At 66.2% G+C, this 26,671-nt stretch carries 30 protein-coding genes and 1 tRNA gene; 13 read left to right on the plus strand and 18 right to left on the minus strand.

Annotated features, from left to right (window positions below; all coding sequences use genetic code 11):
* Positions 1 to 9 precede the first annotated feature (9 nt).
* The 5 genes from EPO50_RS13305 (at position 10) to EPO50_RS13325 (ending at position 4,234) form a co-directional block, all read left to right on the plus strand.
* Complete coding sequence (locus tag EPO50_RS13305) at positions 10 to 726, plus strand: gamma-glutamyl-gamma-aminobutyrate hydrolase family protein (protein WP_296344747.1); 717 nt, start codon at positions 10 to 12, stop codon at positions 724 to 726.
* On the plus strand, positions 723 to 1,514 hold the full coding sequence (locus EPO50_RS13310) for a pseudouridine synthase (RefSeq protein ID WP_296344749.1): 792 nt from the start codon (positions 723 to 725) through the stop codon (positions 1,512 to 1,514). The genes EPO50_RS13305 and EPO50_RS13310 overlap by 4 nt, the downstream gene beginning before the upstream one ends.
* Entirely contained in the window at positions 1,514 to 2,083 is a 570-nt protein-coding gene (gene rsmD / locus EPO50_RS13315; RefSeq protein ID WP_296344751.1) for a 16S rRNA (guanine(966)-N(2))-methyltransferase RsmD, read from the plus strand. Before EPO50_RS13310 ends, rsmD begins: the two co-directional genes overlap by 1 nt.
* Complete coding sequence (locus tag EPO50_RS13320; RefSeq protein ID WP_296344753.1) at positions 2,080 to 2,688, plus strand: histidine phosphatase family protein; 609 nt, start codon at positions 2,080 to 2,082, stop codon at positions 2,686 to 2,688. Before rsmD ends, EPO50_RS13320 begins: the two co-directional genes overlap by 4 nt.
* 145 nt (positions 2,689 to 2,833) lie before the next feature.
* Positions 2,834 to 4,234, plus strand: a complete 1,401-nt coding sequence (locus EPO50_RS13325; protein WP_296344755.1) for an MATE family efflux transporter — start codon at positions 2,834 to 2,836, stop codon at positions 4,232 to 4,234.
* Between the two features lie 51 nt (positions 4,235 to 4,285).
* Here EPO50_RS13325 and EPO50_RS13330 read toward each other — a convergent pair whose 3' ends face one another.
* From EPO50_RS13330 to EPO50_RS13375, 10 genes are all read right to left on the minus strand, one after another.
* Positions 4,286 to 4,771 (minus strand): hypothetical protein, encoded by a 486-nt coding sequence (locus EPO50_RS13330; protein ID WP_296344756.1) that lies wholly within the window; start codon positions 4,769 to 4,771, stop codon positions 4,286 to 4,288.
* Complete coding sequence (gene mutL, locus EPO50_RS13335; protein ID WP_296344758.1) at positions 4,768 to 6,600, minus strand: DNA mismatch repair endonuclease MutL; 1,833 nt, start codon at positions 6,598 to 6,600, stop codon at positions 4,768 to 4,770. The genes EPO50_RS13330 and mutL overlap by 4 nt, the downstream gene beginning before the upstream one ends.
* A 12-nt stretch (positions 6,601 to 6,612) precedes the next feature.
* Positions 6,613 to 6,753, minus strand: a complete 141-nt coding sequence (locus EPO50_RS13340; RefSeq protein ID WP_296344760.1) for a hypothetical protein — start codon at positions 6,751 to 6,753, stop codon at positions 6,613 to 6,615.
* A 15-nt stretch (positions 6,754 to 6,768) separates the two neighbouring features.
* On the minus strand, positions 6,769 to 8,091 hold the full coding sequence (locus EPO50_RS13345) for a pitrilysin family protein (protein ID WP_296344762.1): 1,323 nt from the start codon (positions 8,089 to 8,091) through the stop codon (positions 6,769 to 6,771).
* Positions 8,088 to 9,311: a pitrilysin family protein gene (locus EPO50_RS13350; RefSeq protein ID WP_296344764.1), complete on the minus strand. Its 1,224-nt coding sequence runs from the start codon at positions 9,309 to 9,311 to the stop codon at positions 8,088 to 8,090. The genes EPO50_RS13345 and EPO50_RS13350 overlap by 4 nt, the downstream gene beginning before the upstream one ends.
* Before the next feature lie 155 nt (positions 9,312 to 9,466).
* Positions 9,467 to 10,048 carry a DUF3035 domain-containing protein gene (locus EPO50_RS13355; protein WP_296344766.1) on the minus strand — a complete coding sequence of 194 codons (582 nt, stop codon included), beginning with the start codon at positions 10,046 to 10,048 and terminating at the stop codon, positions 9,467 to 9,469.
* Between the two features lie 58 nt (positions 10,049 to 10,106).
* On the minus strand, positions 10,107 to 10,565 hold the full coding sequence (lspA, locus tag EPO50_RS13360; protein WP_296344768.1) for a signal peptidase II: 459 nt from the start codon (positions 10,563 to 10,565) through the stop codon (positions 10,107 to 10,109).
* A 34-nt stretch (positions 10,566 to 10,599) separates the two neighbouring features.
* Positions 10,600 to 13,398, minus strand: coding sequence for an isoleucine--tRNA ligase (ileS, locus tag EPO50_RS13365; protein ID WP_296344843.1), 2,799 nt, complete (start codon positions 13,396 to 13,398; stop codon positions 10,600 to 10,602).
* Between the two features lie 262 nt (positions 13,399 to 13,660).
* The gene (locus EPO50_RS13370; RefSeq protein WP_296344770.1) at positions 13,661 to 14,608 is read right to left on the minus strand and encodes a bifunctional riboflavin kinase/FAD synthetase; all 948 of its coding nucleotides are present in this window, start codon (positions 14,606 to 14,608) and stop codon (positions 13,661 to 13,663) included.
* 10 nt (positions 14,609 to 14,618) lie between these two features.
* Positions 14,619 to 15,065, minus strand: a complete 447-nt coding sequence (locus EPO50_RS13375) for a MaoC family dehydratase (RefSeq protein WP_296344772.1) — start codon at positions 15,063 to 15,065, stop codon at positions 14,619 to 14,621.
* Between the two features lie 78 nt (positions 15,066 to 15,143).
* On the opposite strand from EPO50_RS13375, the gene EPO50_RS13380 reads away from it, so the two are divergent.
* The 3 genes from EPO50_RS13380 (at position 15,144) to EPO50_RS13390 (ending at position 17,331) form a co-directional block, all read left to right on the plus strand.
* Positions 15,144 to 16,181, plus strand: a complete 1,038-nt coding sequence (locus tag EPO50_RS13380; RefSeq protein WP_296344775.1) for a phosphotransferase family protein — start codon at positions 15,144 to 15,146, stop codon at positions 16,179 to 16,181.
* 1 nt (position 16,182) lies between these two features.
* Positions 16,183 to 16,542, plus strand: coding sequence for a DUF6285 domain-containing protein (locus EPO50_RS13385; RefSeq protein WP_296344777.1), 360 nt, complete (start codon positions 16,183 to 16,185; stop codon positions 16,540 to 16,542).
* A 90-nt stretch (positions 16,543 to 16,632) separates the two neighbouring features.
* On the plus strand, positions 16,633 to 17,331 hold the full coding sequence (locus EPO50_RS13390) for a helix-turn-helix transcriptional regulator (RefSeq protein ID WP_296344779.1): 699 nt from the start codon (positions 16,633 to 16,635) through the stop codon (positions 17,329 to 17,331).
* Here the strand turns inward: EPO50_RS13390 and EPO50_RS13395 are convergent, their stop codons facing one another.
* The 4 genes from EPO50_RS13395 to EPO50_RS13410 are packed head-to-tail and all read right to left on the minus strand — an operon-like array spanning position 17,332 to position 20,062.
* Positions 17,332 to 18,456, minus strand: coding sequence for a DSD1 family PLP-dependent enzyme (locus EPO50_RS13395; RefSeq protein ID WP_296344780.1), 1,125 nt, complete (start codon positions 18,454 to 18,456; stop codon positions 17,332 to 17,334).
* 5 nt (positions 18,457 to 18,461) lie between these two features.
* On the minus strand, positions 18,462 to 19,100 hold the full coding sequence (locus EPO50_RS13400) for an HAD-IA family hydrolase (protein ID WP_296344781.1): 639 nt from the start codon (positions 19,098 to 19,100) through the stop codon (positions 18,462 to 18,464).
* A 28-nt stretch (positions 19,101 to 19,128) separates the two neighbouring features.
* The gene (locus tag EPO50_RS13405; RefSeq protein ID WP_296344782.1) at positions 19,129 to 19,623 is read right to left on the minus strand and encodes a PaaI family thioesterase; all 495 of its coding nucleotides are present in this window, start codon (positions 19,621 to 19,623) and stop codon (positions 19,129 to 19,131) included.
* A 1-nt stretch (position 19,624) separates the two neighbouring features.
* The gene (locus tag EPO50_RS13410) at positions 19,625 to 20,062 is read right to left on the minus strand and encodes a PaaI family thioesterase (RefSeq protein ID WP_296344784.1); all 438 of its coding nucleotides are present in this window, start codon (positions 20,060 to 20,062) and stop codon (positions 19,625 to 19,627) included.
* Between the two features lie 112 nt (positions 20,063 to 20,174).
* Here EPO50_RS13410 and EPO50_RS13415 point away from each other — a divergent pair, with 112 nt between their 5' ends.
* On the plus strand, positions 20,175 to 20,564 hold the full coding sequence (locus EPO50_RS13415) for a pore-forming ESAT-6 family protein (RefSeq protein ID WP_296344786.1): 390 nt from the start codon (positions 20,175 to 20,177) through the stop codon (positions 20,562 to 20,564).
* 18 nt (positions 20,565 to 20,582) lie between these two features.
* Here EPO50_RS13415 and EPO50_RS13420 read toward each other — a convergent pair whose 3' ends face one another.
* Entirely contained in the window at positions 20,583 to 21,329 is a 747-nt protein-coding gene (locus EPO50_RS13420) for a sulfite exporter TauE/SafE family protein (RefSeq protein WP_296344788.1), read from the minus strand.
* A gap of 93 nt (positions 21,330 to 21,422) precedes the next feature.
* Between EPO50_RS13420 and EPO50_RS13425 the strand changes: the two genes are divergently transcribed.
* A complete protein-coding gene (locus EPO50_RS13425; RefSeq protein ID WP_296344790.1) occupies positions 21,423 to 22,310 on the plus strand; it encodes a LysR family transcriptional regulator in 888 nt (295 codons plus the stop codon).
* The gene (locus EPO50_RS13430) at positions 22,307 to 22,867 is read left to right on the plus strand and encodes a DUF488 family protein (protein WP_296344792.1); all 561 of its coding nucleotides are present in this window, start codon (positions 22,307 to 22,309) and stop codon (positions 22,865 to 22,867) included. Before EPO50_RS13425 ends, EPO50_RS13430 begins: the two co-directional genes overlap by 4 nt.
* Before the next feature lie 54 nt (positions 22,868 to 22,921).
* On the opposite strand, the gene EPO50_RS13435 is transcribed toward EPO50_RS13430, so the two are convergent.
* From EPO50_RS13435 to EPO50_RS13445, 3 genes are all read right to left on the minus strand, one after another.
* Positions 22,922 to 23,638 (minus strand): YfdX family protein, encoded by a 717-nt coding sequence (locus EPO50_RS13435; protein ID WP_296344794.1) that lies wholly within the window; start codon positions 23,636 to 23,638, stop codon positions 22,922 to 22,924.
* Positions 23,639 to 23,744: 106 nt separating this feature from the next.
* Positions 23,745 to 23,819, minus strand: a tRNA-Gln gene (locus EPO50_RS13440).
* Between the two features lie 84 nt (positions 23,820 to 23,903).
* Positions 23,904 to 24,416 carry a flavin reductase family protein gene (locus EPO50_RS13445; RefSeq protein ID WP_296344795.1) on the minus strand — a complete coding sequence of 171 codons (513 nt, stop codon included), beginning with the start codon at positions 24,414 to 24,416 and terminating at the stop codon, positions 23,904 to 23,906.
* A 197-nt stretch (positions 24,417 to 24,613) separates the two neighbouring features.
* Between EPO50_RS13445 and EPO50_RS13450 the strand changes: the two genes are divergently transcribed.
* Positions 24,614 to 25,474 carry a CHAD domain-containing protein gene (locus tag EPO50_RS13450; protein WP_296344797.1) on the plus strand — a complete coding sequence of 287 codons (861 nt, stop codon included), beginning with the start codon at positions 24,614 to 24,616 and terminating at the stop codon, positions 25,472 to 25,474.
* Between the two features lie 22 nt (positions 25,475 to 25,496).
* A complete protein-coding gene (locus EPO50_RS13455) occupies positions 25,497 to 26,663 on the plus strand; it encodes a GTP-binding protein (RefSeq protein ID WP_296344800.1) in 1,167 nt (388 codons plus the stop codon).
* Positions 26,664 to 26,671: the final 8 nt, after the last annotated feature.

Below are 26,671 nucleotides of genomic sequence, written 5' to 3' on the forward strand. Positions count from 1 at the left end.
TTGGGCCGCATGCCCCGCCCCCTTATCGGAGTCACCCTGGATGCGGAAAAGCCAGGGGGATACTCCAAGTTTCCCTGGTATGCGCTGCGCCAGAATTATCTCGACGCTATCGATGCGGCCGGCGGCCTGCCCGTGGCGTTGCCGCACGAGCCCGACCGCGTCGCCGACTATCTGGAGCGCATCGACGCCCTGGTCGTGACCGGCGGAGCCTTCGATGTCGACCCCTCCTACTATGGCGGCGGCAACAAGCACGCCACGGTGATCACCAAGGATCGCCGCACCGCCTTCGAGTTCGCCGTGACCAAGGGCGCGCTCGACCAGAACAAGCCGGTCCTGGGCATCTGCGGCGGCCAGCAGCTCCTGCACGTCGTGCTGGGCGGCAAGCTGATCCAGCATATTCCCGACACCATCTCCGAACCACTGGCGCACGAGCAGCCCAACCCGCGCAACGAGCCTGGCCACATCGTGAAAGTGGCGAAGGGCACGCAGCTCCACGACATCGTCGGCGCCGACGAGCTCGCCGTGAACAGCGCCCATCACCAGGCCGCTGCGGATGCGCCGAAAGGCGTGATCGTGAACGCCACCGCGCCCGATGGCGTCATCGAGGGCATCGAGGCGCCGGCCTATCGTTTCTGCATCGGCGTGCAATGGCATCCTGAATTTTTGATCTCCGAAGGCGACGCGAAGCTTTTCCGCGCCTTCCTGGGAGCGGCGGCACCGACGTGAGCGAACCCGAGAGAATTGCCAAGCGGCTGGCGCGCGCCGGCCTCTGCTCGCGTCGCGACGCCGAGCGCTGGATCGAAGCCGGCCGCGTCAAGGTCGATGGCAAGGTGCTGGAGACGCCGGCCTTTGTCGTGACCGATCAGAACCTCATCGAGGTCGACGGCAAGCCATTGCCGCAAGCCGATCGGGCCCGCCTGTGGCGCTACCACAAGCCCCCCAGCGAGATGGTGACGGCGCGCGATCCCGAAGGCCGGCGCACCATCTTCGACTCGCTGCCCAAGGGCATGCCGCGCGTCGTCACCGTGGGGCGCCTCGACTACATGTCCGAAGGGTTGTTGCTCCTCACCAACGATGGTGGCCTCGCCCGCCAGCTCGAACTGCCGGCTAATGGCTGGACCCGGCGTTATCGCGCCCGTGTGCACGGCGCTGTCGACGAGGCGCGGCTGGCCGCCCTCGCCAATGGCATCACCATCGAGGGCGTGCGCTATGGCGCGATCCAGGCGAGCCTCGATCGCCAGCAGCGTTCCAATGCCTGGCTCGATATTGCGTTGACCGAAGGCAAGAACCGCGAAGTCCGGCGCGTGCTGGCCTTTCTCGACCTGCCGGTGGTCCGCCTGATCCGCGTCGCCTTCGGGCCGTTCCATCTCGGCGAGCTGGAGCGCAATCACATCGACGAGATCCCGGCGCAGGCACTCGACAATCTGATGGGCGTGAAGCGGCCCGCACGCAAGCAGGGTTGGGCGAAGCCGCAACCACGTCCTGCCTCCCAGGCCAAGCGCCGACGCTCCTGATGCTCAAGATCATCGGTGGCAAGCATCGCGGGCGCACGCTCGCCACGCCGGAAGGGATGGCGACCCGGCCGACGGCCAGCCGCGCCCGCGAGGCGCTGTTCAATGTCCTGATGCACGCCAAGTGGCGCGACGATGGCACGTCACCCCTGATCGACACGCGCGTGCTCGACGCTTTCGCGGGCTCCGGTGCGCTCGGCCTGGAAGCGCTGTCACGCGGCGCGGCCCACGCCACCTTCCTCGACAACGACGCGACGGCGATCAAGCTGATCGGCGAAAATCTTCGCAAGCTCGGCGAGACGGGAGCGGCCAAAGTCGTGCGTGCCGATGCGGCACGGCCACCGCCCGGCCGCGACCCCTGTGATCTCGTCTTCCTCGATCCGCCCTATCGCTCCGGCCAGGCCGCACCGGCATTGGCCGCGCTGGCCGAGGCCGGCTGGATCGCGCCCGACGCGGTCGCCACCGTCGAACTGGCGCATAACGAGGACCTCGACCCTCCCGCCGGATTCGAGGTGATCGACGAGAGGCGCTATGGTGCCGCCAAGATCGTGATCCTGAAGCGTAAACGATGAAGCTTACCGCCCCACTCTACATGCTGCGCCACGGCGAAACCGCCTGGAACACAGAGCGCCGCATGCAGGGCACCAAGAACTCCGACCTCACGGACCGAGGCCGTGCCCAGGCGGAGGCCATGGGCCGCACGCTCAAGATCGAGCTGGCACGCGAGCCCGGCCCGACGATCTTCCTTCGCAGCCCGCTTGGCCGCACGCGCGAGACGTCTGAGATTGTCGGCCGCGAACTCGGCATTCCCGCCACCGACTGGCGCGAGGACATGCGCCTTGCCGAACTCTCCTACGGCCAGTGGGAAGGGTTCTCGTGGAAGGAGATCGAGGTCACGCATCCGACGGCGCTCGCTGACTGGCGCGCCGATCCGCACGGCTATTGCCCGCCCGGCGGCGAGACGCACCTGCAACTGAACCAGCGCTCGTCAGAGATGCTGGCGATGATTGCGGCTTCGAGGACCCGCACCGTCGTGGTGAGCCACGGCGTCAGCGGCGCGGTGATGCGCGGGCTACATCTCGGCCTCGATGCGCGCGCCATGTTCGTTCTCGAAAAGCCGCAAGACGCCTTCTTCCGCCTGATCGACGGCCGCGAGGAACGGATTTCCTGCAGCTAGGTTTGAGGTGAGCTTGTGCTCGCCGAAAAGATTCTAGGTCTTAACGGCTACGAGTGTGGCATTGCAGGCACTGCCCGCAGCGTTGCGGCCCATGCCGAGCAGAGTTGCTTCGCCAAGTACCGCGAAGATCGTTAAAAAACTCCGCATGTCCAATCTGGCTTCGACGATGGGCTCCGCGCGCGGTGCGTGGGGAGCGGAGGCACGCGCGACTCTCGCGCTCGCCTGGCCGCTCATTCTCACGAATCTCGCGCAGACCGCGATGACAGCAACCGACGTCGTGCTGCTGGGCTGGCTGGGCGCCGACGCGCTGGCCGCCGGTGCGCTGGGCTCGAACCTCTACTTCGCCACCATGATCTTCGGGCTCGGCATCACGACGGCGTCTGCGCCGATGATCGCGCGCGAACTCGGCCGCAAGAGCCACTCGGTGCGCGATGTGCGCCGCACCGTGCGCCAGGCCATGTGGGCGGCCGTGGTGATCGCCGTGCCGATCTGGATCGTGCTCTGGCACTGCGAGGATGTCCTGTTGTTGATGGGCCAGGAACCGCGCCTTGCTGCCGCCGCCGGCGAATACATGCGCGCACTGCAGTGGTCGATCCTGCCGTTCTTCTTCTTTCTGGTGCTGCGGTCTTTCGTGTCGGCGCTGGAGCGTCCGATGTGGGCAATGGCGACCGGCGTCGCCGCCGTCGTGATCAACGCCGTCGCCGCCTGGGCACTGATCTTCGGCCATCTCGGCCTGCCGGCCCTGGGCCTGGTCGGCGCAGGCATCGCCACGACCTTCTCGACGGTGCTGATGTTCCTGGCGCTCGCGATCGTGGTCTACACCGACCGCAAGTTCCGCCGCTATCACCTGCTCGGCCGGTTCTGGCGCGCCGACTGGCCACGCTTTCGCGAGCTGTGGCAGCTCGGCCTGCCGATCGGTGCGACGCTGGTCTTCGAGGTCACGGTGTTCAACGCCTCGACCTTTCTGATGGGCCTGATCGGCGCCGCCTCGATCGCGGCCCACTCGATCGCGCTGCAGATCGCTTCGCTCTGCTTTATGGTGCCGCTCGGCCTCAGCCAGGCCGCCACCGTGCGCGTGGGCCGCGCCTATGGCGCCAACGATCCCGAAGGCATCCGGCGTGCCGGCTGGACGGCGTTCGTGATGGGCACCGGCTTCATGGTGCTGACCGCGCTCACTATGGTGCTGTTGCCGCGCACCCTGGTCGGCCTGTTCCTCGATCTCGGCACACCAGCCAACGCGCCGGTGATCGAGCTCGCCGTGTCGTTCCTCTTTCTCGCCGCCCTGTTCCAGATCGCCGACGGTGGCCAGGCCGTGGCCGCCGGCATGCTGCGCGGCCTGCACGATACGCGCGTGCCGATGATCTATGCCGGCGTCGGCTACTGGGCGATCGGCCTGGCGGCCGGTGTGGTGCTGGCCTTCGTCTTCAAACTCAATGGCATTGGCATCTGGATCGGCCTCGCGACCGGCCTGGTCGTCGTCGCCATCCTGTTGATCGCCCGCTGGCTCAACCGAGAACGACTGGGCCTCCTCGCCCCAGGCCGCTGACCCCTCTGCCTCTTCGGGGGTACCTCCCCATTCTTAATGGGGAGGTTAGGTTCAGCCCCTCACCAGTCTGGCGGTACGGCGGCAGCCGCTGGTTTCGCTGACAATCAGGGCATCGCCCTCACTGCGCGCGGAGAGCTGGGCACGGCGCTGATCGGTGCCTTTCACCGACGCGACGCTGATCAACTTGAAAGGGCCGGTGGCCCTCGCGAGGCCGTGGACCTGCCACAGACCGGGACCGGGCGGCGGCGGTGCGGATTTCTTCGTATTGGGCACCGGTCCCTGCGCCGTCGTGTCGTAGGCCGAGCCATCGACGATGCCGGACTCGATCGTGAGCTGATAGTCGAGCGGCGCGTTGCAGGAACCGCCATCGCTGGTGCCGCGCCACAGGCCATCGAGTGGCGAGGCCGGCGCCGGCGTCACCGTGCCCGGCTGCGGCGGCGACGCCGAGGGCGCAGGCGCGCGCGTCTGCGCGAAGGCCATCGACGCAAAACCGGCAGCAACCACGACGGCGAGCGCCGGCACAAAAAACTTCTTCATCGTCTTCCGAACAGCCGCTCGATGTCGGCCAGCTTGAGTTCGACATAGGTCGGGCGGCCGTGATTGCATTGACCGGAATGCGGTGTCGCCTCCATCTGGCGCAGAAGCGCATTCATCTCCTCGACGGTGAGCCGGCGGCCGGCACGCACCGAGGTATGACAAGCGAGCGTCCCGCACACCTGCTCGACTTTCTCCTTGAGCGCAAGGTGATCGCCCATCTCGGCCAGTTCGTCGGCGAGATCCCGCACCAGCCCCTGGATATCGACCTCGCCCAGCACCGCCGGCGTCTCGCGCACCACGACGGCGCCCACCCCGAACGGCTCCAGCACCAGCCCCATCTCGGCAAGTTCGGCTTGCCGGGCGGCCAGACGTCGCGCGCCGTCGTCGCCCACCTCGACGACTTCGGGCAGCAGAAGCGCCTGACGCTTCACGCCCTCGGCTTCGAGTTGGTTCTTCAATCGTTCGTGCACCAGCCGCTCATGCGCGGCGTGCTGGTCGACGATGACCACGCCCTGGTCGGTCTGGGCCACGATATAGGTCTCGTGAAGCTGTGCCCGCGCCACACCCAGCGGATAGTGCGGCGCTTCGCCGTTGCCATTGGCCGCTGGCATGGCCTCGTTCTCGACGCGTGCGGACGGCATCGCCATCGGCGCCATGAACTGCACGGCGGCTTCGGCCAGCCCTCGTGGCACTGTCGTGAAGCCGCCACTCCCGCGATTGCCCATCGGCAGCGGCATCGAGAAGCCCGAGTGCGGACGGAAGGCACCTAGGGCCGCATCGGCCACGGTCGTGCTGGCGCGATGGCCAGCGGCCGATAGCGCCGTACGCAATGCACCCACGATCAGGCCGCGCACGATGCCGGCGTCGCGGAAGCGCACCTCGGTCTTGGCGGGATGCACATTGACGTCGACCAGCTCGGTCGGCGCTTCGAGGAACAGTGCCACCATGGGATGGCGATCGCGCGCCAGGAAATCCTGGTAAGCACCGCGCACTGCCCCGGCCAGGAGCTTGTCGCGCACTGGACGGCCGTTGACGAAGAGATACTGGTGCTGGCCGGTCGGCCGGTTGAGCGTCGGCAGGCCGGCGAAGCCCGTCAGCCGGAAGCCTTCGCGCGTGGCGTCGATCGCCACGGTGTTCTCGCCGAACTCGCGGCCCATGATGGCGCTGAGCCGCTCCAGCCGCGCCGCATCGGCCTTCCCGAGCAGCGACGGATTGGCGGCCGGCAGATCGATCAGCGTGCGCTCCTCGCTCTCCAGCCGGAAGGAGACCGCCGGGTGCGCCATGGCGAGGCGGCGCAACGCATCGGCAACGTGGCTCGACTCGGTGCGCGGTTCTTTCAGGAACTTGAGCCGCGCCGGCGTCGCAAAGAATAGGTCGCGCACTTCCACGCGCGTGCCCGCGGGATGTGCCGCGGGCCTGGGCTCGCCCTTGGCGCCGCCTTCGATTTCGAGGCTCCAGGCGGTGTCGGCACCGGCCGGCCGCGAGGTGATGGTGAAACGGCTAACCGAGGCAATCGACGGCAGCGCCTCGCCACGAAACCCGAGTGTGCGGATGTCGGTGAGATCGTCGCCGGGCAGCTTCGACGTGCAGTGACGCTCGACGGCGAGCGTCAGCTCTCCGGCCGACATGCCGACACCGTCGTCGACCACCGCGATGAACGTACGGCCACCCTCCTTCAGGGTGACGGCAATTCGACGGGCACCGGCGTCGATCGCATTCTCGACCAGTTCTTTGACCGCGCTCGCCGGACGCTCGACCACTTCGCCGGCGGCGATGCGGTTGACGAGCGTCGACGGCAGACGACGCAGATGACGGGCGGGAGCGCTCATGGCGCCATGAGTTTACGACCGGCGCCCTGTGGATGATACGCGCGCCGAGAGATACTGCCGGGTCAGGACCTTGCCCTTTTTGGCCGCAAAGGCATCGATGCCCAGCAGTTCCGCGGCAAACATGGTTTCCAGCATCATCAGTGCGCTTACCATCTAGGCGCTTGATCCCTAAGGTTCGGGCGTGACGCCGACCGGCTTGCCGACCACCACAGTCGTCAGCGCCTCGTCGCGCAGCAGTCGGCGCGCCATCTTGCGGACGTCCTCGAGCTTCACGGCGGCGATCAGCGCGCCACGCCTGGTGAGGTGATCCGGCGAAAGCCCATCAACCTGCATCGAATGCAGCAGGCTCGCAATCGAGCCCGACGAATCGAGCGACAGGGCCAGCGCACCAGTGAGATAGGTCTTGGCATCGGTGAGTTCCTGCTCGGTGATGCCATCGTTCCTGAGGCGCACCATCTCGGCCTTGATCACGCGGATCGCCTCGGCAACGCGCTCGTTGGCGCTGCCTGTGGAGATGACCAGCAGTGCGGCGCTCTTGTAGGTCCGGAGGCCGCTCGAAACGCTGTAGGCGAGGCCGCGCTTCTCGCGCACCTCGTTGAACAGGCGCGACTGCTGGCCGCCCCCGCCCAGCACATGGTTCATCACCAGCGCGGCGTACCAGTCGGGATCGTCGCGCGGTATGCCGGGCAACGCCATCAGGGCGGTACTCTGCGGCACCGGGCGCTCGACGACCACCGTTCTCGGCTTGGTCGGAGGCACCCATTGCGGTGGCAATGCCGGCGACGTGCCGACCGGCAGCTTGCCGAAAGCGCTGTCGATCTGGCGGGCGAGCTCTGCCTCGCTGATATCGCCCACGGCCGCTACGGTCAGACCGTTGCGCAGGAGTATGGCGGCGGCGCGCTTCTTCAGAAGATCCGGTGTCAGCTTCGCGAGATCCTCGCGCGCGCCCTGGGGATCAGCGGCGTAGGGATGGCCGGCAAACAAGGTCGCCATCAAGGTGCGCCCCGCCACCGACGCCGGACGCTGCGCCGCCTGGTTGAGCGCGGCGATGGTCTGGGCGCGGCGCTGGTCGACCATCTCGGGATCGAAGCGCGGCTCGATCATCGCCAGGCGCAACAGCTCGAAACCTTCGTCGCGGTTGGCCGACAGTACGCGCAGCGATCCGCTCACCCGGTCGAGCGAGGCGCTGAAACCGATCGACGCGGCCGCGTCCTCCTGGCGCTGACGGAAGGCTTGGGCCTTCATCGCCCCGGCCCCGTCGGTAAGGAGATTGGCCATCAGGTCGGTGGCGCCGGAAAGACCCGCCGGATCGGACGCAGTGCCACCCACGAAGGAGAATGAGAGCGCGATGACCGGCGTGCTCTTGTCCTCGACCAGCCAGGCCTTGATGCCGAGCGGCGTGGTGATCTGCTTGATCTCGATGGCGCCGGCCGCTGCCGGCAACGACAGCAGGGCGAGGCCGGCCAGGAGGGCGGCGAAGAAGCGTTTCATCGGCTGCCTTCGGCCGGCGTCAGCATCGCCGTCACTGCGCCGTCGTCGCGCCAGACATATTCCGCTGCCGCCTGCACTTCGGCCGGCGTGACGGCCGAAATCCGCTGCGGCCAGGCATCGACATCGGCCACCGTGCCGCCGGTGCTCAACATGGTGCCGTAGATGCGCGGGCCGCTCGCCAGCGAGTCTTGCGAATAGATGGCACCGGCCAGGAGCTGGTTCTGCGCCCGCTCCACCTCTTCCGGCTTAACCCCGCCATCGAGCAGGCGCTTCATCTCGGCAATCACCGCCTTCTCGACATCGGCCATGCTGCGCGTCGGCGCGGGATGCACACCGATGTCGAACGAGGTGAGGCCGAGGCTTGCCGGGCTGTAGGACGCCCAGGCCGAAAGGCCGACCTTGCCGTCGACGACCAGCGCCCGCCACAGTCGGCTGGTCTCGCTGCCGCCGAACAGGCGCGCCAGCACCTGTAGCGCATAGGCGTGCTTGGTTTCACCCATGCGATAGGACGGCGCCAACCACAGGCGCGACCAGCGCGGCTCGGCCACCCGCGCATCGGCGCGAATCACCTTCTGCGGCAGGTCCGGCGCGCCTTTCGACGGCCGCCGCCGCGGCTCCGTCTTGCGGCTCGCGATCGGACCGTAATACCTCTCCGCGAGCTTGCGCACCGCCTCGGTCGTCGTATCGCCGGCAACGATCAGCACCGCATTGTTGGGTGCATAGTAGCGGCGATAGAAGGTCGAGAGATCGTTGACGCTGAGCTTCTTGATGTCGTCGGGATAACCGATGACCGGCATGGCATAGGGCTTGTGGCGGCCATAGAGCTGCGCGCGCACCGCCTCGTCGAGCAACGCCGACGGCACGTTGTCGACGCGCATGCGGCGCTCCTCGAGGATCACCTGGCGCTCCGGCACGATCTCGCGATCGCTGATGCGGATGCCGGTCATGCGATCGGCTTCCATGCGCATGATCAGCTCGAGCCGTTCGGCCGCGATCGTCTGATGGTAGCCCGTCGAATCGAAAGTCGTGTAGGCGTTGTCGCGGCCGCCGTTGCGCGAAATGATGCGCGAGAACTCTCCACCCGGCACCTTGTCGGTGCCCTTGAACATCATGTGTTCGAGAAAGTGTGCGACGCCGGTCTTGCCGAAGGTCTCGTCGGCACTGCCGACCTTGTAGACCACCACCTGGGTGACGATGGGTGCGCGCCGCGAGGGCAGCACGATGGCCTGCAGGCCGTTGGGCAGGGTGAAGGTCTCGGCGTTGCGCCGCTCGACGGCAAAGAGCTTGGCAAGCGCCGTGGCCGGCGGCGAGACGACGGCACCCGCGAAAAGGCCGCCGAGCAGAGCACGGCGGCCGGGAAAAGGCAGGAGCGAACTCAGAAGATGCCTTCGAGCAGGCCGCGCTTGCGACGGGTGATGGTCGGGGTCGGCCCGGTCGCGGGCTGACCGGCCGCCTGCGCGTCGCGGATGCGCTGCTGTTCCTTGGACGGATCGATGAGCACGCCCTGCGGCGGTGAATCCTGCCAGAAGATCAGGCTGTCGATGAACGTCTTGTCGCTGTCGGCCAGGGTCTTGGTGTCCTGGTTCACGCGGCCACGAATCTCGGGGTCGATACCACCCTGGCCAGCGCGAGCGACCAGTGCCTGCTCGGAATTGCTGTTGGCGCGCGGTGCATTGGGGCCGGCGTTGATGCGCTCCTGGGTACGGCCCGCCAGGGCCGGCGACAGCGCTTCCTTGGCCTGGTCGGCCGGAGTCATCTCCTGCGGCCTCGCCTCGCCCGGCCGCGGCGGACGCAGCTCGGCATTGGGCGGCATGGTGAGCGGCGAGTGAGACACGATCTTGAATTCGTCGGGCGACACTTTCTTGCTGCCACCGAGATTCTCGAAGGCACCGCAGCCGCCAAGCGTAAGAGCGGTGCAGGCGAGCAAAGCCACCGGGATCGGGCGTATCCGTGTCATCGTTGGTCCTTCGAAGCCTGTTTCTGTCGGTCGATCATGGCTGTATCAGGGCGCCCCATCATGGAGCAGATTTCTTCTCGGCCAGCAGCGAATCGATCAGCATCAAGCCGACGCCGACGACGATCGCCGAATCAGCGACATTGAACGCCGGCCAGTGCCATTGGCCTATGTGGAAATCAGCGAAATCGAACACCGCTCCCCACCGCGCGCGGTCGATAACATTGCCGATGGCCCCTCCCATGACAAGGCCGATGCCCCATCCTGTCAGGGGCCGGTCGGTTCGTCGCAGCCAGAAGAAGAGGCCGATGCAGACGGCTATCGCGACCGCCGAGAGGACCCACGGCGGCAGAGCCTGGTCGCCACCGAGCAGACCGAAGCTGACGCCCCGATTCCACACGATCACCAGGCGGAAAAAGCCATCGATTACCGACACGATAGCGCCTGCCTTCAGCAAGTACCCGAGCAGGAGCTGCTTGGAGACCTGGTCCGCCACCAGAGTGATGAGGAGCAGGGCCATCGCCTGACGATCGATCGGCCTCATATCGCGTCACTCATGCAGAGACCGCGTCCTCGCAACGGTGGCAGATCAGCGGGTGGGCGGCCGACTTACCGACCTCCTCCAATACCTGCCAGCAGCGTGCACACTTGGTACCGTCGGCCAGCGCCGGCACGACGCCGACACCCGCGACATCAGCCAGAGTGAATGCGCCGTCAGGCACGTCGCCCGGCACCAGATCGCCGCCCGACGTGATGCAGATCTCCGAGAGGTCGAGGCCCTTCAACGCCTCGAGGTACTCCGGCGCGACGTGGACGTGCGGCGCCGCCTGAAGGCTTGACCCGATGCGCTTCTCCGCACGCTCCAGTTCCAGCGCCCCGGTGACGACGCGGCGCAGCGCCCGCACGGTCTTCCACTTCTCCCCGAGGTCGGCGTCGAGCCACGCCGCAGGAATCGTCGGATAGACGCGCAGATGCACGCTGTCGGCCTTGCCGTCCGGCACATCCTGCGGCCGCGCAAGCCAGGCCTCTTCCGCCGTAAAGCAGGTGATGGGCGCCAGCCAGGCAGTGAGGAAGGAAAAGAGCTCGGCCATCACCGTCCGCGCCGCGCGCCGGCGCAACGACGAAGCCGCGTCGCAGTAGATCGCATCCTTGCGGATGTCGAAATAGAAGGCCGAGAGGTCGACGGCGCAGAAATTGTGCAGCTCGGTCGCGATCCTGTGGAAGTCGAAATCGTCGACCGCCTGCCTGAAGATCGTGTCGAGCTCGGCCAGCCGATGCAGCACCCAGCGTTCGAGTTCGGGCATGTCGGCATGGGTCACCGTTTCGGCAGCAGAGTAGCCGTCGAGGCTGCCCAGCAGATACCGCAGCGTGTTGCGCAGGCGGCGATAGGCCTCGGCCTGGTGCTTCAGGATCTCCGGACCGATGCGCTGGTCCTCGGTGTAGTCGGTGCCGACCACCCAGAGGCGCAGGATGTCGGCGCCGTACTGGTCGCATACCGATTGCGGCGCCGTGATGTTGCCCAGCGACTTGGACATCTTGCGGCCCTGCTCATCGAGCGTGAAGCCGTGCGTCAGCACGCCATCATAAGGTGCGCGGCCGCGAGTGCCGCAGCTTTCGAGCAGCGAGGAATGGAACCAGCCGCGATGCTGGTCGGAGCCTTCGAGATAGAGATCGGCCGGCCACTTGAGGTCGGGATTGCCTTCGAGCGTGAAGACATGTGTCGAACCCGAATCAAACCAGACGTCGAGGATGTCCGTCACCTGCTCGAAATCGTCGGCGTTGTACTTGTTGCCGAGGAAGCGTTCAGGCGGGCTGTCGAACCACACGTCGGCGCCTTCCAGCTTGAAGGCCTCGACGACGCGGCCCATCACTTCGGCGTCGCGCAGCGGCTCGCCGGTCTGCTTGTTCACGAACACCGCGATCGGCACGCCCCAGGCGCGCTGGCGCGAGACGTTCCAGTCAGGCCGCGTCTCGATCATGCTGCGAAGACGGTTGTAGCCGGCACGCGGCACGAAGCGCGTCGCATCGATCGCCGCCAGCGCCTTCTCGCGCAAGGTGCCGCCGATCTCGGGGATCGGCTTGTCCATGGCGATGAACCACTGCGGCGCGTTGCGGAAGATGACCGGCGCCTTGGACCGCCAAGAATGCGGGTAGCTGTGCGTGATGCGGCCCGACGCCAGCAGCTTGCCGGCCTCGTCGAGGGCGGCGATCACGGTGCGGTTGGCATCGCCCTTCTTGCCTTCGGGCGTATAGACGCGCTTGCCGGCGAACAGCGGCACATGCGGATAGTAGGCCCCGTCCTCGGCCACGGTATCCGGCACCTCGACACCATTGGCCACGCCCAGCTCATAGTCGTCCGCGCCATGGCCCGGTGCGATGTGCACGAAACCCGTGCCGGCATCGGCCGTGACGAAGGCGCCGGACAGCAGGAGCACGTCGAATTCATATCCCTTGCCACGCAGCGGATGCGCGGCGACCACGCTTTCAAGGTCGGCGGCGGTGACATCGGCGAGATGCTTGGGCGTAAAGTTCGCGGTTTCCGCAACGGCGTCGACCAGCTCCTTGGCCAGCACCATCTTCTCGCCGACGCGGGCCTTGCTGCCCTCACCGACGGCAGCCACTTCGACCAACGCGTAGGCGATCTCAGGCCCGTAGGCGAGCGCGCGGTTGCCCGGTATGGTCCAGGGGGTCGTGGTCCAGATCACCACCGACGCACCATCGAGCTTGCCGCCCGCCGACTTCAGCACCGGGAAGCGAACATGGACCGTGTCGGAGACATGATCGTGATATTCGATCTCGGCCTCGGCCAGCGCCGTCTTCTCAACGACGCTCCACAATACGGCCTTGGAGCCCTTGTAGAGCCCGCCGTTCATCAGGAACTTGCCGAGCTCGCCCACGATGACGGCTTCGGACTCGTACTTCATCGTCGAGTAGTAGTTGTCCCAGTCACCGTCGACGCCGAGGCGCTTGAACTCCTCGCGCTGCACCGTGATCCAGTGATCGGCGAAGGCACGGCATTCCTTGCGGAACTCGACGACCGGCACTTGGTCCTTGTCGCGCTTCTTGGCGCGGTACTGCTCCTCGATCTTCCATTCGATCGGCAGACCGTGGCAGTCCCAACCCGGCACATAGTGGCTGTCCTTGCCCAGCATCTGCTGGGTGCGGCTCACCAGGTCCTTCAGGATCTTGTTCAGCGCGTGCCCGATATGAAGATTGCCGTTGGCGTAGGGAGGGCCATCGTGCAGCACGAACTTGGGCCGGCCCTTGCTCTCGGCGCGCAGGCGATCCCAAAGCTTCATGTCGGCCCAGCGCTTCAGCAGCTCCGGCTCCTTCTTGGGAAGGCCGCCGCGCATGGGGAAGTCCGTCTTGGGCAGGAAAACGCTGGATTTATAGTCAGTTGTCACGAGAAACTCGGCACTGGGAGGAGCAAAAGCGGCAGGCCCTGGGACCGCCGCAGACAGGCAGGACGACCCGGCCGCGGTCAGCGGACCGGGCGGATAATTCGCTCCTGAAGGGCCCCGATAAACATAGGGCCGGCAATCTAGGGATGGGGGTCCGGAGGGTCAAGGAGCCGGAATCGGCCATGCAACTTGGCGTCCTCTGTCTCCGACCTCTTCATTGAGGGCTTGTCGCGGGCCGATCGGCGAGGAGCGCTCGCGCCGCCGCGCCGTCGGCGGCGATCTGGGCCTTGAGCTGATCGAGGCCGGCGAACTTCATCTCGGGCCGGATGAAGTCGATCAGTTCGACGCGCAGGACCTTGCCGTAGAGGTCGCCGGCGAAGTCGAACAGGTGGACCTCGAAATTCTCCTGCAGCTTGCCGAAGGTCGGACGCTTGCCGAGATTGGCCACGGCATTGCGCCACGTGCCATCGACCAGCGCACGCACCGCGTAAACGCCGAAGCGTGGACGCAGATACTCGCCCAGCGCCACGTTGGCGGTGGGAAAGCCGATGGTGCGGCCGCGCTGGTCGCCCATCTCCACAACGCCTTCGATCTCCCAGCTATGGCCGAGGAGATCGACCGCCTCGCTTACCCAGCCGGCGCGCAGCGCCTCGCGAATGCGGGTCGAGGAATAGATCTCGCCTTCACGCATCACCGGATCGAGCACGGTGACGCCGAAGCCTTTGGCCTGGCCCTCGGCATGCAGCTGTTCGACATTGCCGCTGCGGCGCGCACCGAAGGTGAAATCGTAACCGCAGACGAGATGGCGCGCGCCCAGCCCCTTCAGCAGCACGTCCGCGATGAACGCATCGGCGGTGAGGGAAGCGAATGCGGCGTCGAAGTGCTGTGCCAGCACCGCCTGCACGCCGTACTCGCCCAGCAGTCTTGTCTTGGCCGCCGGTAACGTAAGTCGGAACGGGCCAGTATCGGGCACGAAGAAGCGGCGCGGATGCGGCTCGAAGGTGAGCGCCACCATCGGCGCCTTGAGTGCGGCAGCCTGTTCGGCGGCACGCGCCAGCAGCGCCTGGTGGCCGCGATGGACACCGTCGAAATTGCCCAGCGCCACTACTCCGCCCTTCCAGTCGGCCGGGACGGACCGCCAGTCGTCAAACGTCGGGATCATGCCGGCCGGCTCAGGCTGCATCGCGCCGCGGCACCAGCACGGTGGCTTCGCCGTCGATCACGACCTTGTCGCCGTTCAGGCACTGGGTCTTGAGCGTCACGCGGCGGCGCTTTTCGTCGATGGCGGTGATGGTGGCGACGGCGGTGATCGTGTCGCCGATGATCACCGGCGCCATGAAGTTCATGGTCTGGGAAATATAAACCGCACCGGGGCCGGGCAGCTTGGTGCCGATCACGGTCGAGATGAAGGCACCGCTCAGCATGCCGTGGGCGATGCGCTGGCCGAACCGGGTCGTGCGCGCAAAGCCATCGTGCAAATGGATCGGGTTGGTGTCCCCCGAGACGCCGGCGAACGCCGCGATATCGGCCTCGGTCACGGTCTTACCGAACATGGCCGACATGCCGGGCTTGAGGTCTTCCAGAAACAGGCCGTTCATGGCGGCGAAGGCATTCGACACTGGCTAATCTCCCCGCTTGGGTGCCGTTTGGGCGCGCCCTCTTACCATGCGGCGGGGCCTGTGCCACAGTCCGGGTAAATGACCGTTCACATACCCTCTGAAACCGAAGCAGTAACTTCAGGTCTGGCAACTGCAGCAGGGCGCCACTTCGGCCGCCCCGCGACCATCGACGGCCTGACCCGCCAATCCGGCGGCGCGTCACGCCAGACCTGGAGCTTCGATGCCCTCGTCGACGGCACTCGCCACGAGCTGATCCTGCGCCGCGACCCGCCGACCTCGGCAGCCAGCCAGAGCAAAGCCGGAAGCGAACGCTCCGCTGCTCTCGACCGAGGCACCGAGTTCCGCGTCATTCGCGCCGCCTGGCAGGCAGGCGTCCGCGCGCCCGAAGTGCTGTTCGAACTGGAACCTCAAGATGGGCTCGGAGAAGCTTTCGTGATGCGCCGCGTCGGCGGCATCGCGATCGCCCGCAAGTTGCTGCGCGATCCGCCCTATGCGGCGGCCCGCGAAAAGATGGCCGGTCAACTCGGCGAGATCCTGGCGCGCATCCACGCCGTCGATCCCGCGAGTCTGCCGCCGCTCGACCGGCGCGAAGCCGGTCATCACATCGCAAGCCTGCGCGGCCTGCTCGATACACTCGGCACCTCGCAGCCGGTGTTTGAACTCGCCCTTACCTGGCTCGACCGCCGCAAGCCGCCGACAACGGTGCGGCCGGTGCTGGTGCATGGCGACTATCGCACCGGCAACTATCTCGCTGATGAAACGGGCGTGACGGCGATCCTCGACTGGGAAGGTGCGCATCTCGGCGATCCGATCGAGGATCTCGGGTGGCTCTGCGTGAAGAGCTGGCGCTTCGGCGCCGTCGACAAGCCGGCCGGCGGCTTCGGCAGTCGCGAGGCATTGTGGGCGGCCTACGAACGCGCGGGCGGCATCAAGGTCGATCCGGCGCGGGCGCATTGGTGGGAGGTCTTCGGCACGGTGCGTTGGGGCATCATTTGCCACACGCAGGCGTGGAAGCACCTCTCGGGTGCGCAAAAGTCCATGGAGCTCGCCTCGATCGGCCGGCGCGCCGTCGAGACCGAAGTCGACCTGCTGCAACTGCTGAAGACCGGAGGCTGACATGGCGCAGGATCGTCCGACCGCGAGCGAACTGCTGGCTGCCATCGCCGACTTCCTGCGCGAGGAGGCGACGCCCACGCTGGACCGCGTCGACCCGCGGCTCGGCTTTCAAACGCGAGTCGCCGTAAATTCCCTCGCGATCCTGGAACGCGAAGCGCGGCTGGGCCCTGACGCCGACGCGCGCGAGCGCCAGCGGCTGGTCAGCCTCCTCGGGCGTGAGGGCACGCTGCCGGAGCTCAACCACGAGCTGGCGCGTCAGTTGCGTGCCGGTGAACGCGACGAGCGTGATGCGGCCCTGATGGCACACCTCGAAGCCACCACGGCCGACAAGATCGCCATCGCCAACCCGAAGTGGCGATAGCCGAGGACATACGACCCTCACATTGATGCTTCGGCTGCCGCCGAACCATTGACCGTGGCGGCCTGCCCGACGTGGGCATAGAGTCCAGCCATGATCACCGTGAACGCTCTCTCCGAAGTCGCCGCCCTGATGGGCGACCCGGCGCGTGCCGCCATGCTCTCCCTTCTCATGGACGGCCGTGCCCATACCGCGTCCGATCTCGCGATCACTGCCGGCATCACCGCGCAGACCGCGAGCGGGCATCTCTCGCGCATGGTCGAGGGCAATCTGCTGGCGGCCCGCGCGCAGGGCCGCAACCGCTTCTATCGCCTGGCCTCCTCCGACGTGGCCCATGCCATCGAATCGCTGATGGCACTGGCCGGCACGCGCGCCACGCCTGCCTCCAGGACTGCCGCCTGGCGGCGCGATCCCGACCTGCGCTTCTGCCGTACTTGCTACGATCACCTCGCGGGCCAGGTCGGCATCGCCGTCACCGATTCGCTGACCCAGCACGGCTATCTCGAACCCAAAGGGCCGCGCGACTGGAAGCTCACACAGCCGGGCGAGCTGTTCTGCGAGCGGCTGGGCGTCGATCTACCAGGCGCGCGACAGGCGAGCTCGCGCCACTTCGCGCGGCAGTGCCTCGACTGGAGCGAGCGGCGGCCGCACATCTCCGGCGCCCTGGGCGCGGCAATCGCCGACACCTTCTTCAAGCGCGGCTGGGCCGAGCGTCTGCGCCGCAGCCGCACCGTTCGGCTTACCGACTCCGGCCGCCGCGCGCTCGGCAGCCATTTCGGTGCGACGGTCTAGCTACCAGCCCTGGAAGCGCTGCCACGGCGCGGCGTCACCGTCGGGCGATACCGCGAGATAGAAGGGATACTGCGCGCCGGTAGCGCAGGCATGGTTGGGCAACAGGCGCAGCTTGGTGCCGATCGGGAAGCGCTGGACCACGCCGGGATCGGCTGCCCCATCGCGGCGCGAGATGATGCCGTGTTCCTGGTTGGCCCCCGACACGAACAGGCCGTCGATCACGCCGCCTGACGCATCGCAGACGGCCCCATAGCCATAGTCGATCTTCTGGCGCTGCGTGCCGCGATCCCGGCTCATGGCCATCCAGCCGGCGTCGACGATCACCCACCCCTTCTCCGGCTGATGCCCGATCACGGTGGCCAACACCGACAATGCCACTTGCTGCGGCGTGCAGACGCCTACATTCGACATCACGAGATCGAAGAAGACATATACGCCAGCACGCACCTCGGTGACGCCCGCGAGGTTCCGGGCCGCGAGCGCCGTCGGAGTCGATCCGACACTGACCTCGGGACAGGCCATGCCGGCCGCGCGCAACCGTTCGGCCGCCCGCACGCAGAGTGCCCGCTCCTGCTCGGCAAGCTTCTGCAACGCCTCTTCCGTATCGAAATCGTAGGAGCTGCCGGCATGGGTCAGCACGCCCTTCAAATGCTGGCCGCCCTCCCGCAGGACCCTGCCGATCTCGATCAGCTCCGCCGCCTCAGGCTGCACGCCCGAACGATGGCCGTCGGAATCGATTTCGATCATCACCTCGAAAGCGTGGGCCGCTTCCCTGCCCTTGGCGACGACGGCCTGCGCGGCCGTCACTGAATCGACCAGGATGGTGAGCCCGCACCCGCGGCGGATCAGGGCCAGGGCCCGATCAAGCTTCTCCGGCGCCATGCAGACGGCATAGAGGATGTCGGCAAAGCCCGCGGCAAAGAATTGTTCCGCCTCCTTCAGCGTGGAAACCGTGATGCCTTTGGCACCTGCCTCCTGCTGGCGACGCGCAACCTCGATGCACTTCGACGTCTTCACATGCGGGCGCAGCCGCACCCCGAGCCCCGAGAGGTGCTTTTGCATGCGGTCGATGTTCGCCGCCATGCGCGCCTCGTCGATCAGCGCGGCCGGCGTTTCGATGTCCATCAGCTTCACGAGAGGCGTCCTTCGAGCCAGGGGATGAGATCGTCGAGCGTGGGCCTTTCGAGGGCAGCGGCCGGTGCGCCGTCGGGGCGCGCAAGACCAACGCGGTTATGCCAGTAGGTCCTGAGACCCACGGCCGACGTACCGAAGAGATCGTACCCCGATCCGGCAATGAAAGCTGCTTCCTGTGGAGCGACGCCGAGCCGTTCGAGCGTCAAGCGATAGGGCCGCGGATCGGGTTTGTAGGCGCCGGCTTCCTCAGCCGTAATCACGCAATCCCACGGCGTCTTCAGGCGTCCCGCAGCGAGCGCACCCAGCCGGATCGAGCAGTTGGTCACCACCGCAAGCTTGGTCCGTCCCGTCAGCGCGTCGAGGGCCTGTTGCGCACCACTCCATACCGGCAGGTCGAGCCAGCGCGCTTCGAGGGCATCGGCCGCACTCTTCGCGAGCCCGGTGTTGCGCGCCGCATCGCGCACCAGCGTCTCGTACGGCACATAGGCCCCGCAGCCATAAGTCAGGCGCAGATACTCGGCCCGCCAGCGCCGCCCCGACGCCTCCGAACCCGCCACCGAATTCCACAGCGTCCAGGAATCGATCAACGCCGTCAGCAGATCGAACAGCACGGCTTTGGGAAACACGTTACTCATGCAGCAAGCATAGCAGATAGGAAGCGGCCTAGGACGGGGCCGCCTCCTCGCGCGCCAGGCGGGCCTTGTTGAAGGTGAAGCCGTCACCCGACGGGATCTTGGCAATCGAGGAGGCGCGCAGGATCTTCTCCTCACCCACCGTCAGATAGATGTTAGTGAAGAGCAGCGAGCGGGTCTGGCGCACCACTTCGGCCCGGCCTTCGACCCAGTCGCCGACCCTGGCGGGCGCCACGAAATCGAAGGTCATGTTCACCGTCGGCAGGAACTTGCGCAGCCCCACCAGGGTGCCGCCGCCCATCGTGCCGACAAGGTCGGCGACACTCATCATCATGCCACCATGCAGGCCACCCGCTGGATTGCACATGTGAGACTGCACGCGAAAGCCCATGACGAACTCGTCGCGCGTGCCCTTCTCGCCGCGCTTGGCGTAGAGGTTGCCGATATGGGTGTTGAAGGTCGGATCGGGCCGGCCGCGGTCGAAATCGATGCGGATGAAACCTTCGGGTGGATTGTCGTCGATCACTCTAACTCCTAGCGGGAATCTGGCGGCGAACGCTGAGCAACGCGAAGTCGCCCAGCCCGCCCAACACATCGTGGCGCGGACCATAGAGGCGACCCCGGACATGCACCATATGCTCGTCCTGGCCCACGAGTTCGCCGGTCGCCTCGAGCCAGTCGCCGACGCGAGCGGGCGACAGATAGTCGAGGGTCAGCCGCAAGGTCACACAACGCCGGTCGATAGCGCGCCACACGACCGAACCCAGGGCCGAATCGAGAAAGGCCGCCAGCATGCCGCCATGGACGATGCCCAGAGCGTTGGCGTGTTGCGGACCGGGCAGGAAGCCGCGCCAAACGCGACGGCCTTCGACTTTCTCGAACCACGGTCCATTGGCGGCAGCAAAGCCGGACGCCTCGGTGATTTCGCGAAAGCCCGGCGGAATTTTCGAAACAGATTTGATCACAGGTCATCCTACACAGAAATGTCTCGACGCCCACAATTAGGCCACGACGATCCTGTGTCTTGTCGCGCTCGCGAGAGGGGGTGGGTTCCCTGAGTAAAGATCGGAGTATGCAATGAAGATCGATGCCAAAGGACTGCTGGTTTCTGCGTGCGTGATGCTGGCAGTGACGAGCCCCGCTCTGGCACAGACGGCGGATCAAATGAAGGTGGCGTACAACGGCGCCCGCAACCAGCTCGGTGTCGTGAAGTATTGCCAGGAGAAAGGCTTCGCAGACGCAGAGACCGTCACGACGCAGCAGAAAATGCTCGGCTTGATTCCCAAGCCCGCGGACGCGAAGGAAGGTGATGAGGCCGAGGCTCTCGGCAAGAAGGGCACCGTCTCGTCGATGGGCACGACCCAGGACCTAGCAGCTGCCGCCAAGGCGCAGAATACAAGCGTCGAGAAAGTGTGTCAGGCCCTGGCATCCGCCATCAAGCAGGCGGGCGCGTCTCTTCCCAAGTAAGCGCCAGGGAAGATCCGTCTAGGCTACTCCCGTCAACAGCACCAAACCGTAGCCGACATAGTAGAGTCCCAGCACGGTGATCAGACGGCCAGCCCACATGCGGAACTGGCCGTCTGACAGCCGCTCGAGAATCTGCTTGCCGAGCGACGTGCCGATCATCGAGGCGGCCACCGCGATCACCAACACCCAGGGCTCGACCGAGCCCGCCTGCTCGATCAACGCACCGAAGTAGAGAAGCTTCGAGCCATGGCCGAACACCTGGCAGGAAGCCTTGGTCGCCACGATCTGCCGCCGGTTCATTTGCGACCGCAGGAAGAGCTGGTCGATCAAAGGACCGGTAACGCCGGTCAGCAGCATCAACGCCATGCACGCGATGCCACCGCCCATCGCCTGCAACGGTCCGAGGGTCGCAGGCAACAACCGCTCGGGCACGATGCGCAGCACAAAAGGCGAGCAGCCCAGCATCAGGAGCGCCACCGCCTTCTCGGGAACGTAAAGCGTCAGCGACCAGGCGCCGACAGCGATGAAACAGCCCAGTACATAGAAGACCGTGATCCGCCACTGGATGTGCCGCCACCACAGGATGGCGCGCCATCCGTTGGACGCCATCTGCGTCACCGCGTGCAGCACCATCGCCATGGGCAGCGGCAGCAGGAACAGCAGCACGCCGATCAGCACCATGCCGCCCGCCATCCCGAAGATGCCGGACAGGAATGCTGTGAAGACCATCAGGAGCCCGAGGCTTGCTGCCATCGCGATCGTCATCTCGCCCTCGCCTGTCGATGGCCACACGCTATGTCGGGCTTATCCAGTCCTCAAATATATGATAAGTGGCATATCCATATCCGATGGATATCTATGGAACTGCGCCACCTCCGCTACTTCGTCGCCGTTGCCCGTGAGGGTCACGTCACGCGCGCGGCGGAGAAACTCCACATCCAGCAGCCGCCCCTCTCCCAGCAGATCCGCGCCCTTGAGCGAGAGATCGACGCGACGCTCTTCATCCGCCATCCGCGCGGCGTGAGCCTGACCGATGCCGGCCGCTCCTTTCTGGTCGATGCCGAAGCGATCCTCGCAGCTGTCGACCAAGCCACCGTGCGGGCACGTCGCACGGCGCGCGGCGAAACCGGCCGTATCGCCGTCGGCTTCACCACGTCGGCGCCCTTCCATCCGCTGGTCGCGCGCGCGATCCGCGAATTCCGCAGCACACGACCTGACGTCTCGTTCGTGCTGGAGGAGAGCAGTTCGGGCGAACTGTTGGCTGGCCTGCGCGAGGAGCGATTGGATATTGCCTTCATCCGCGCCGGCCTTGCCGACCCGCAGGGACTCACCGTGCATGCGTTGCTGCAGGAGGAGATGTCGGCAGCGCTGCCGGCCCGCCATCGCCTGACGCGTCGGCCGAAACTCACCCTGAAGGATCTCGCAGCCGAGGATTTCATCCTCTACCGCCGCCCCGACGGCCGCGGCCTCTACGACGTGATCATCGCCGCCTGCAGCGAGGCGGGCTTCAGCCCCCACGTCAGCCAGGAGGCGCCGCGCATCGTCTCCACCCTCAACCTCGTCGCCGCGGGGTTGGGGATTACCATCGTCCCGGCCTCCTTGAGCCGCCTCCCCCTGGAGGGTGTAACCTATCGCCCGCTCACCGGGCGGCCTGCACTCAAGGTGCCGCTCAATCTGGCCTGCCGTCGCGACGAGCATTCGGCCGCGACACTGGGCTTCATCGATCTGGTCCGGCAGCTCGCATGAAACCGATCAAGACCATCGGCCACTCCAATCATCCGATCGAACGCTTCGTCGATCTCCTGACCGCGGCTGGCGTCGAGGTGCTGGTCGATGTGCGTTCGACGCCCTATTCGCGGCGCTTCCCGCAGTTCGGCCGCGAAAGACTGGCGGCCCGCCTCGCTACGGCCGACATTCTCTATCGTTATGAAGGCGCTGCCCTCGGCGGAAAACCCCAGGCCGGTGGAAGCTACGAGACGCTCGCGGCAAAGCCGGAATTCAGCGAGGCGCTGGACCGGTTGGTCTCGGGCGCTGCGGACAGCGCGCTCTGCCTGATGTGCGCCGAGAAGGAGCCGCTCGACTGCCATCGTACGGTGCTGGTATCGCGGCGCCTCGCTGAGCGCGGCGCACCGATCGAACACCTCCTGGCCGATGGCCGCATCGAAACACACGCAGTCATCGAGGAGCGACTGCTGGCCGACAGCAAGGACGGGCTGCCCGATCTCTTCACAACGGCGCAGGACCGCGCAACGCGGCTCACCCAAATCTGGCGAGCACGCGAACGCGCGATGAAACGGACTTGACCAACGGCTCTCCTCCCCCGTGCGGCGTCGGCACAGGGGAGGAGGTTGGCGTTGTTACTTCTGCTTCGGCGCTTCGGCCTTCGCCGGCTGAGCGGTAGCGAGAATCGCGTCGTAGCGGACACCTTCCTCGACCTTTTTCAGGGCGGCATTGGCTTCGTAGTACTTGCCCTCGTCGAGAAGTTTCGCCGACTGGTCGACGTCGGCCATGGTCTTGTCGAGCGGCGCCAGCGCCATCGCGAACATCACCTTCACGTCGGCAACGCGAAGTTTCTCGATCGCCTCGGCGCGTTGGCCTTTTTCAAGCGACTTGTTTGCCTCGGCAACGGCTGCGGCCTTGGCCGACGTCGCCACGAAGTCCTCGTCCAGGGTCAGCTGGCCGTCGATCGGCAACCAGGCGACGGGCTGCGTGGACGCGGAGCCGGCAACCGGCGCACCCTTCATGCCTTGCGGCATCTTGAGGTCCGCCTCGGCCTTCTGGAAGGCAGTCGAATCGGTCTTGGCCTTGGCCAGCGCAGCGCGCGCATCGGCAACCAGCTTCTTCGCGGCGGCAGGATCGGCATCGAAGATCGCGACGCGGGCGAGGTGAAGCGCGCGGAAGGCAATGGCGCCATCGGCCGACAGCTTGGCAAAGTCGCGGGCGGCTTCCTTCTGCTGGGCGGCCGTCGGTGCGGCGGCCTGCGTAGGCGCCGATGGCGTCTGCTGCGCATAGACGGCGCCCGCCAGCAGGGTGGTTCCGAGCAGTGCTGCGGTAATACCCTTGAAGACCTTCATGACTGTTCTCCTCTTCGAGCGACAGGCTCGTAAGGGAGACGCTAGGCCCCGGGACGTCGCGGCTCCGTTGCCGCTACATTGGCAATGTTCAATCTAGGAAGGCGATTGGCTGGGGCGCCAGGATTCGAACCTGGGAATGGAGGAATCAAAATCCTCTGCCTTACCGCTTGGCTACGCCCCAGCAGGCGTCCGTTTGGGCGGGGCGGAACATAGAGGGTTCGCGCCGCAGCGCAACCCCGGGCGCGACCCGTCCACAACCCGTCGTTCAGGCCGCGTTGGCGTGTTTCAGGGCGTCGACGTGCACAAAAGCGCCGTCGGCATAGAGCAACGGCTTCGCCTCGGGATCGAGGGCGAGATCGACGATTTCGCCGATATAGATCGTGTGGGTGCCAGCCGCGACCTTGGTCACCAGCTTGCAGTCGAACGAGACGGGGCACCCCTTCAGCACCGGCGCGCCGGTCGAGAGGGTGAACCAATCGCCCATGTCGCAGAAGCGCTCGTCGCCTTCGACGCCGTCCATGCCGGCAAAACGCTCCGCCAGCTTGCGATGGTCGGGGGCCAGGATATTGACGCAAAAGAAGCCCGCCTCGCCGATCGGATCGTGGGCGCTCGCCGTCTTGTTGACGCAGATCAGAATCTGCGGCGGTTCGGCGGAAACCGAACAAACCGCCGTTGCCGTCAGCCCTCCGCGCAGCTCCCGGTGCCTGGTGGTGATCAGGGTGACGCTCGCCGCGAGATGGCGCATGCCCTTCTTGAAGGCAGTCGCATCGATGCTCATGGGAGCGACTCTAAAGCACGCCGACCGGCCACCGCTACTGCAAAGGCTGATGCAGAAATTCCGCTAAACGCCCGGCCGGCCAGCGAAATCCCCGAATTCCAGCCGGAAAGCGCATTCATCGTGATGCAATAAAACCTTCATCAGACTGTCGTTCTTTGCGGTTGCCCCATCGTCGGCAGCCGCTACGGTCGGCCTGCATGGCGGCCCCCGCGACCAAACTCTCTTCCGAAATGGCCCCCGATGTCGCCCTGCGGCTCATCGTGGCGAACTGCCATGTCGATCTTTCCAAGTACCGCGCCATCGTTTTGCAGAGCCGTCGGTCGATCGGCATCCACCAGACGCGGGTGGCCTTCCGGCGGATGCGTGCGGCTTTCAGCGTCTTCCGTGGCGCCCTCAACGGCCCGAACGTCCGTGCCCTGTCGGCCGAGGCCAAGTGGCTGGCCGGTGAATGTGCGCCGGCCCGCGACCTGCACGTCTTTCTGACCGAGACCGCCGAAGAAGTGCCGCCCGCAGTGAGCCGCATCGCCGCCCGGCTTGCCGCCGTCCACCTGCAGCGGGCTCGCGCTGCCATGTCCGGCGCCCGGTACAACGCCTTCGACCGGCAGCTCGTCGCCTTTGCCGCCCAGCCGCCATCGGGTCGGAACACGCGCCTCGACGATTTCGGGCGGGAAGTGCTCGAGAAGCGGCACCGCAAGGTGGAGCGGCGTGGCCGCGGCCTGGAGGAGCTCGATGCCGAGGAGCTGCACGAGCTGCGCATCGCGATCAAGAAGCAGCGCTATGCGGCGACCTTCCTGCAGCCTGCCTTTGCCTCCGCAGCAGCCAAGCCCTATATCGAGTCGACAGTGCGCCTGCAGGGCGCGCTCGGTGCCTTGAACGACCGCGCGGTGGCAGCCCAGATGCTGGCCGACATCGCCACGGCGACCCGGCCGACGGAAGACGTGGCCGGTGCGCTCAAGACCCTCGCCAAGCAGGCGGCGGGTGGCGACAAACGCCGCCGCCGCAAGCTGGAACGGGCCTGGAAGGACTTCAAGAAGACTGAGCGCTTCTGGCTGGCGTGACACCCTTCCTAGCGAGAGTTTCATGAGTGACACGCAGAACGCCGCCGAACAGCGCATTCCCGTCACCGTGCTGACGGGCTTCCTCGGCAGCGGCAAGACCACCCTCCTGAACAAGCTGCTGCGACGACCGGAGCTCGCCGACACCGCGGTGATCATCAACGAGTTCGGCGAGATCGGGCTCGACCATCTGCTGGTCGAGAAGTCCGACGACGAGGGCATGGTCACGCTGAACTCGGGCTGCCTCTGCTGTACCGTGCGCGGCGACCTGGTGCGCACCATGAGCGAGCTGTTCCTGAAGCGCTCGCGCGGCGAGGTGACGCCGTTCAAGCGCATGGTGGTCGAGACCACCGGACTGGCCGACCCCGCCCCCATCCTGCACACACTCATGACCGACCCGTTGCTCGCGTCGCGCTATCGCCTCGATGGTGTGGTGACGACGGTCGACGGCGTGAACGGCGAGAGCACGCTCGACAATCACGAGGAAGCCGTGAAGCAGGCCGCGGTGGCCGACCGGCTGCTGCTCACCAAGACCGACATCAGCGAGGGGCCGAAGCTCGAACAGCTCAAGAGCCGCCTGCACCAGCTCAATCCCGGTGCACCGTTCCATGCCGTTGCCAGCGGCGACATCGACCCCAACGCGATCCTGAACGCCGGTCTCTACAATCCAGAGACCAAGACCGCTGACGTGAAGCGCTGGCTGCACGAGGAGGCCTACGAGCACGAGCATGGCGGCGATGGCCACCATCATCACCATGGTCACGAGCATGCCCATGATCACGGTCACGACCACCACGATCACGGACACGAGCACGGTGGGGAGCAGGATCCGCACAATCCCAACCGGCATGACGATCGCATCAAGGCCTTCTGCATGACCTTCGACGAGCCGATGAGCTGGTCGACGGTCGCTGCCGCCTTCGACGCGCTGGTGACCTATCGCGGGCCCGACCTCCTGCGCATGAAGGGCATCCTGAACGTCAAGGACACCGACAAGCCAGTGGTGATCCACGGCGTGCAACACGTCTTCCATCCGCCGGCGACGCTCGATGCCTGGCCCGAAGGGGACGACCGCAAGAGCCGTGTCGTGTTCATCACCCGCGATATTGCCGAAAGCACGATCCGCAAGGTCTTCGCCTCCTTCTTCGACGCCGAGAAGAAGGGCTGGGGCAAAGACGAGCAGAAGCAGTAGACGTCTCG

The organism is Reyranella sp., from assembly GCF_004297405.1.
GTDB lineage: Bacteria > Pseudomonadota > Alphaproteobacteria > Reyranellales > Reyranellaceae > Reyranella.